Source organism: Amycolatopsis sp. SID8362 (assembly GCF_010550475.1).
Lineage (GTDB): Bacteria > Actinomycetota > Actinomycetes > Mycobacteriales > Pseudonocardiaceae > Amycolatopsis > Amycolatopsis eburnea.
Window position 1 is genome coordinate 1 of record NZ_JAAGNB010001483.1, and the last position, 6574, is coordinate 6574.

Below are 6574 nucleotides of genomic sequence, written 5' to 3' on the forward strand. Positions count from 1 at the left end.
ACAGGGTCGCGCCGTTGGGCGAGGGGAGCGCGAGCAGCGTCCCGGGCGGGATCTCCGTCACAGACGAGGGCCGCAGCGTGAATTCGGCCTCACCCGCGACGACCGCGCCCGCCGCCTTCGCCCGCGCGACGCCGCGTTCGTCGCGCCACCGCACCGGCAGCACCCGGCCGCCGCGGCCGACCACGAGATCCGTGGTGGTGCTGAAGGAAAGCACGTCGACGACCACCAGCACCGCGCATTCGCGGCCGAGCGCGGCGACGCCTTCGCCGCCCCAGTCGAGCCGCACGTCGTGCCCCGATTGCTCCCAGATGCCCACCCCCGGAGCATGCCCGAAACCGGGCGTGGTGGCAGACTCCCAGCCGTGCGTGTCTACTTGGGATCCGACCATGCCGGTTTCGAGCTGAAGAACCACCTGGTGGCTCACCTGGAGAAGCAGGGCCACGAGGTGACCGACATCGGTCCGCACGTCTACGACGCGGCCGACGACTACCCGGCGTTCTGCGTCGAGACGGCGTTGCGCGTGGTGGCCGACGAGGGCAGCCGCGGCATCGTCGTCGGCGGCTCCGGCAACGGCGAGCAGATCGCCGCGAACAAGGTGCCCGGCGCGCGGGCCGGCCTCGCGTGGAGCGTCGAGACCGCGAAGCTGTGCCGCGAGCACAACCACGCCCAGCTGATCGGCGTCGGTGCCCGGATGCACACCGCCGAAGAAGCCACCGAGATCGTCGAGGCGTTCCTGGCGACCGAGGTTTCGCCGGAGGAGCGGCACGCCCGCCGTGTGCAGCAGCTGCTCGACTACGAGCGCACCGGGACCCCGCCGGCGTTGCCGGAGGCCTGATGCCCGAGGGGCACACGCTCCACCGGCTCGCGCGGCTGCACAAGCGCCGGTACGCCGGCGCCCCGGTCGGGGTGAGCAGCCCACAGGGCCGGTTCGCCGCCGAAGCGTCCCGTTTGGACGGTCAGGTGTTCGTCGGCGCGCAGGCGTACGGCAAGCACCTGTTCCACGACTACGGCCCGCACGGGATCGTGCACATCCACCTGGGTTTGTACGGCACGTTCGGCGAGTCCCCGCTGCCCGCGCCGGAGCCGGTCGGCCAGGTCCGGCTGCGGCTGGCCGGCCGGACACATTGGACGGACCTGCGCGGGCCCACCCGCTGCGAGCTGCTGTCCCCGGACCAAGCGGACGCGATCAAAGCCCGGCTGGGCCCGGACCCGCTGCGCCGCGACGCGAAACCCGAGCGGGCGTGGGAGCGCGTTTCGCGCTCGAAGACGTCGATCGCGGCCCTGCTGATGGATCAAGCTGTGCTCGCGGGCGTCGGGAACGTGTACCGCGCCGAAGTGCTCTTCCGTCACGGCGTCGCGCCGCTGACGCCGGGCCGCGCGCTGGACCGGGCGCTGTGGGACGACATGTGGGCCGACCTGGTGACCCTGATGCGCGACGGCGTCCGCGTCGGCCGGATCGACACGGTCCGCCCGGAGCACCTGCCGGAGGCGATGGGCCGCGCGGCGCGGGTCGACCGCCACGGCGGTGAGGTCTACGTCTACCGCCGGGCGGGCGAGCCCTGCCTGGTGTGCGGCACGCCGGTGGCGAACTCGGAACTGGTGGGGCGCAACCTCTACTGGTGCCCCACCTGCCAGAACTGACGTGAATGACTCATTCATGTCGCCGGACGACATGAATGAGTCATTCACTGCGTTGCGGGCGGGTCAGAAGTCGAAGCCGCCGCCGTCGAAGCCACCACCGTCGAACCCGCCACCGTCGAACCCGCCGCCGTCGAAACCGCCGCCGCCCCAGTCGCCGCCGCCCATGTCGCCGCCGTCGCCACCGAAGTCGCCGCCGCCGTCGCCCATGTCCCCGCCGCCGTCGCCGCCCATGTCGCCGGACTCCAGCGCGTCCTGCTGGCCCGCGTCGTAGCCCGACTCCCACGCCGAGGCGCTGGCGATGCCGCTCATGCCGGAGAACATCGCGCTGAACAGGAACATCGACCCGAGACCCCAGGCACCGGCGACGAGCGCGGGCTTCCACCACGGCTCGCTGTACCAGCCCTGCGGCACCGGCCGCCCGGCCACGCGGCCGCCGGGGTAGTAGTACGGCGTGTCCTGCCCGGCCTCGGGCGAGGCCGCGTAGTGCTGGCCCTCGACGTCGACGTCGCGGCGCTCGGTGACCTTGCCGGCGCGCTCGCGCTCGGCTTCCTCCGGCAGCTGCGGGCCGGGGTCCATGCCCATCGCGACGCGCGCGGCGCGGACGTAGTAGAGGCCTTCGACGGCGGTGTCCTTCACCAGCCGGGCCTGTTCGATCGTGCGGGCCTGCTCCAGCTGCGAGCCGGCGGCGTTGTAGCGCTCGCTCGCGTCGGCCATCGCCTGCATCGACGCCGTGTCGTTGCCGTTGAGGTTGAGGACCTGACCGCCGAGCCGCTCGACGAGGCGCCGCGCGTCGGCCTTCGCGTCGTCGAGTTCCCGCTGCCGGGCCGCGGCGCGCTGCCGCGAGAAATAGAGGCCGCCACCGACGATCACGACGACGAGCACGATCAGGAAGATCGCGGTGCCCATGGACCACTCCCAGAAGTTCGGGGCTCGGTGACCGGAAGTCACCTTTGATTCGGACAACGCGGACGTTACGCGGAGGGTTCCCGGCGAGTGATCCGGCACACCGTCGGACCTGGCCCGGCAAACTAGAACACGTTATAGTTCGACACCATGAAGTTCACCCTGTCGATCGCGATGACCCCCCTCGATCAGCTGGGCGAGCTCGCCCGGGCCGCCGAAGAGGCCGGCTTCGCCTCCATCGCCCTGCCGGACTCGCTCTTCTACGCCGAAACGGTGGACACGGACTACCCGTACACCCCGGACGGCAGCCGGTTCTGGACCGGCGACACCCCGTGGGTCGACCCGCTCGTCGCCACCGCGTCGATGGGGGCGGTCACCAGCCGGATCAACTTCTACACGTCGGTGCTCAAGCTCGGCTCGCGCAACCCGGTGCTGCTGGCGCGCCAGGTGGGCTCGGCGAGCGTGCTGACCGGCGGCCGGTTCGGCCTCGGCCTGGGCGTCGGCTGGCTGCCGCAGGAGTTCGAGTACTGCGGCGTGCCGTTCGAGCGGCGCGGCAAGCGCGTCGACGAGGCCATCGACGTGCTGCGCCTGATCCTCGGCGGCGGCATGGTCGAGTACCACGGCGAGTTCTACGACTTCGACAAGATCCAGATGAGCCCGGCGCCGCCGTCGCGGGTGCCGTTCTACATCGGCGGCCACACCGAGGTCGCGCTGAAGCGCGCCGCGCGGGTCGCCGACGGCTGGTCGTCGGCGATGATGAAGCTCGAGGAGCTGCGCGACACCATCGCGCGCATCAAGGAGCTGCTGGCCGAGCGCGGCCGCGCGGACGACCCGTTCGAGTACCAGGCGGTCTGCATCGACCGCTTCGGCCTCGACGGCTACCGCGAGCAGGCCGAGGTGGGCGTCACCGACGTCATCACCATGCCCTGGGTGTTCGACGGCGTCGGGTTCGACGCGCCGGTCGAGCCGAAGCTCGAAGCGATCCGCAAGTTCGGGACCGAAATCATCGCGAAGTTCGAGGAGTGACGGCCGTGGGTGTGCAGGTCAGCTGGGACACGTCGGCGGAGCAACCGCCCGCGCGGCGCGCGGCGTTCGCGTCGATGACCGCGGTGACGGCGGGGGACAAGGAGGCGTGGCTGGCGTTGTTCGCTGGTGACGCTGTCGTGGAAGACCCGGTCGGGCCGTCGTTCTTCGACGAAGAGGGCAAGGGCCACCACGGCCGCGACGGCATCAGCGCGTTCTGGGACAAGACGATCGCGAACGTGGAGCGCTTCGAGTTCGTCATCCGCGACTCGCACGCGGCTGGTGACGAGGTGGCCAACGTCGGCACGATCACGACGTACCTGCCGGGTGGCTACCGCGTCGACACCGACGGGGTGTTCGTGTACCGGGTGGGCGAGGACGGGCTGATCCGGTCGATGCGGGCGTTCTGGGAGACCGAACGCGCGATGGCGACGGCGCGCCAGGTGACCGAGTAGCACGAAGCACCGAGAAGGCCGCCCCGTGGAGACCCCGGGGCGGCCTTCTCATTTTGCGGGAAAAGATCGACACGTACCGCAACCGCGCGATTGCGGAAAGGCGGCATTCTGGCGGTTGTTTGCTCGACCGTGCTACCTTTTGCTCATGCAAGCAAAAACGTTCACCGAGAACGCCCGGCGGGCGCAGATCGTCCGCGCGGCGATCGAGACGATCGGTGAACTCGGGTACGCGAAGGCATCGTTCGGGCAGATCGCGAAGCGTGCCGGGCTGAGCAGCACCGGCATGATCTCCTACCACTTCGACGGCAAGGCGGACCTGATCGCCGAAGTCGTGCGGGACGTGCTGACCACGAGCCTCGCGTACATGCGGGAGCGGATCGACGCGGTGGACGGGCCGGCGGCGGAGCTGCGGGTCTACATCGAGTCGAACCTGGCGTTCATCGCCGAGCACCCGGTCGAACTCACCGCGCTGCTCGAAAGCTTGCGCCACGGCGGTGCTCCCGGCGGCGAGGCCGACGGGGGCACCGGGGAGTGGTACCACGGCGCCATCGACGTCCTGGAGACCTGCCTGCGCGAGGGTCAGCGGACCGGCGACTTCGGCCGGTTCGACCCGCGCGTCATGGCGATCACCATCCGCCAGGCCATAGACGGCTTCCACACCGAATCGATCCGCCGTCCGGGGATCGACGTCGCCGCCTACGCGGCCGAACTCGTCCGCATCGTCGAACGTGCCACCGCGCACGACTGAACTGGGGAAACCATGGCCACCTCGTCCTCGACCGGCCGCGCGCTGCGGCCGGTCATCTTCCTGCTCTACCTGAACCTGCTGATCAGCATCGCGTTCGCGGTGCTGACGTTCCTGAACAAGGAGGCCATCCTCGACTACCAGGTGCTGCACTGGGAGTCGACCGGTCAGGCGAACCCGGCCGACCACGCGGGGACGCGCGCGTCGCTCGAAAGCGTCCTGTGGATCCGCCCGGTGTCGGTCCTCGTCATCGCCATCGTCTACGTCCGGCTGGCCGCGCGGCTCAAGCTCGGCAGGCGGCGCACGTGGGTGCGGGTGATGCTGGTGACCGTCCTCGGGCTCGCCGGGCTCGTGTACCTCGTCATTTCGGCCGAGTTCCCGGACTGGATGCGGGCCGGCCAGGTCGTCCAGGCCGTGGTGCTGCTCGTGCTGTTCCTGCTGCTCTGCTCCAAGGGTGTCCGCGGGTACTTCTCGAAGGAGGGCCGCGTTCCCGCGAAGGTCTGACCTGCGGGCGCCGCGTTCCGGTCCGCGGACGCGGCGCCCGTCAAAAAACTGTTCACATTCTGTTTCCTTAGGGCGATTTCAACTGCGCCGGAAATAAGTGCGCGCCGCGGCGCGGAACAAGTGGTGCGGCTCATAACGCCCACCTACTTTCGATCCTTGCCCGTCTACTGGCGTTTCCCTGGGGTAAACGCTGGTCGGGACGGGTTTGCGGAATGTCCCGCCGAACGGGACCAAACGGACATCGCGGTCCGGGTGAACCCCCTTCGTGGCTCGTTGCGGCACGTAGGGGCAGGTGGTAGCTTCTGGTTCGTTATCTCCTCGCGGGAGACCGGGTGATCGGGGCAGTAATCACCCAACCGGGAAACTGCGGGGATCTGGGGTCTGGGGAAAGGTTCGTCTGATGAACGGTTACCGCTGTCCTTCGTGAGGACGCCGAATAGACGTTGAAGCCGGCTCATGCGCGAGCCGGCCGGGTTCGTAATCGCCGGCAGGCGCCGTTGGGGAGCGGTGTGCCGTGTGATTGCCGTGAAGCAATGCGTGCGGCGGCCTTTGCCCGCCCGCACACGTCGCTGTGCTGGTGATTCACGGAACAACGGGAGCCGGCGGCCTGGGGGCCGTCGTTCCGGCCGTGGATCAAAGGAGTCCCACACACAGAGAATTTCTGGGGGAAGTTCCGTCATGCTCATCGAACGTGACTTCGAAACGGCGACGCTGAGTCAGATGCTCGCCGACTGCCATTCCGGGGCCGGCGGTGTCGGCCTCGTCCTCGGTCCGGTCGCCAGCGGGAAAACGGCCCTGCTGGAAGAGTTCGGCAGGCAGGCCGCCGGTACCGGCGCGGTCGTCCTGTCCGCCTCCGGCGCCCGGTCGGAAACCGCCGTCGGGCTCGGCGTCGTTTCCCAGCTGGTGCACACCCCGGGTGTCCGCGCGGACATCGTCGACCAGGTTTCGGCGTACGTGGAGGACGCCGAAGCCGACGCGACGCTGCTCGACAGCCGGTTCCTGCACCGCCTGTCCAGCGCGGTGATCGGCTGGTCGGCCGAGACCCCGCTGGTGATCTGCGTCGACGACGCCCACTACGCCGATCCCGCGTCGCTGCAGTTCCTGCAGCACATGGCGCGGCGCATCCGGCCCGCCCGGGTGCTCGTGCTGCTCGCCGAACGCGCGGACCCCGGCGAACGGCGCCCGGTGCGCCACGTCGACCTGATGCGGCGGCCGCACTGCCGCCAGCTGCGGCTGGCCCCGTTGTCCCGCAACGGGGTCGGCGTCCTGCTGGCGGGCAAGCTCGACGAGGGCAAGGCCCACG

At 69.9% G+C, this 6574-nt stretch carries 8 protein-coding genes and 1 pseudogene; 7 read left to right on the plus strand and 2 right to left on the minus strand.

The annotated features are described in order from the left end of the window. A pseudogene (locus tag G3I65_RS57905) lies at window positions 1-316 on the minus strand (hypothetical protein); the annotation flags it as partial. Between the two features lie 45 nt (window positions 317-361). Between G3I65_RS57905 and G3I65_RS45685 the strand changes: the two are divergent. Beyond that, on the plus strand, window positions 362-835 hold the full coding sequence (locus G3I65_RS45685) for a ribose-5-phosphate isomerase (RefSeq protein WP_125314872.1): 474 nt from the start codon (window positions 362-364) through the stop codon (window positions 833-835). Beyond that, window positions 835-1641, plus strand: coding sequence for an Fpg/Nei family DNA glycosylase (locus tag G3I65_RS45690; protein ID WP_160701637.1), 807 nt, complete (start codon window positions 835-837; stop codon window positions 1639-1641). Before G3I65_RS45685 ends, G3I65_RS45690 begins: the two co-directional genes overlap by 1 nt. Window positions 1642-1704: 63 nt before the next feature. Here the strand turns inward: G3I65_RS45690 and G3I65_RS45695 are convergent, their stop codons facing one another. Beyond that, window positions 1705-2547: a hypothetical protein gene (locus G3I65_RS45695; protein ID WP_160701638.1), complete on the minus strand. Its 843-nt coding sequence runs from the start codon at window positions 2545-2547 to the stop codon at window positions 1705-1707. Between the two features lie 147 nt (window positions 2548-2694). Between G3I65_RS45695 and G3I65_RS45700 the strand changes: the two genes are divergently transcribed. From G3I65_RS45700 to G3I65_RS45720, 5 genes are all read left to right on the plus strand, one after another. Further along, complete coding sequence (locus G3I65_RS45700) at window positions 2695-3570, plus strand: TIGR03619 family F420-dependent LLM class oxidoreductase (protein WP_160701639.1); 876 nt, start codon at window positions 2695-2697, stop codon at window positions 3568-3570. 5 nt (window positions 3571-3575) lie between these two features. Further along, complete coding sequence (locus G3I65_RS45705; protein WP_160701640.1) at window positions 3576-4022, plus strand: nuclear transport factor 2 family protein; 447 nt, start codon at window positions 3576-3578, stop codon at window positions 4020-4022. Between the two features lie 145 nt (window positions 4023-4167). Next, window positions 4168-4770, plus strand: coding sequence for a TetR/AcrR family transcriptional regulator (locus G3I65_RS45710; RefSeq protein ID WP_160701641.1), 603 nt, complete (start codon window positions 4168-4170; stop codon window positions 4768-4770). A gap of 12 nt (window positions 4771-4782) precedes the next feature. Further along, window positions 4783-5271, plus strand: a complete 489-nt coding sequence (locus G3I65_RS45715) for a hypothetical protein (RefSeq protein WP_160701642.1) — start codon at window positions 4783-4785, stop codon at window positions 5269-5271. A 678-nt stretch (window positions 5272-5949) separates the two neighbouring features. Continuing rightward, window positions 5950-6574, plus strand: a 625-nt coding sequence (locus G3I65_RS45720; protein ID WP_160701643.1) for an AAA family ATPase, incomplete at its 3' end; no start/stop codon positions are given.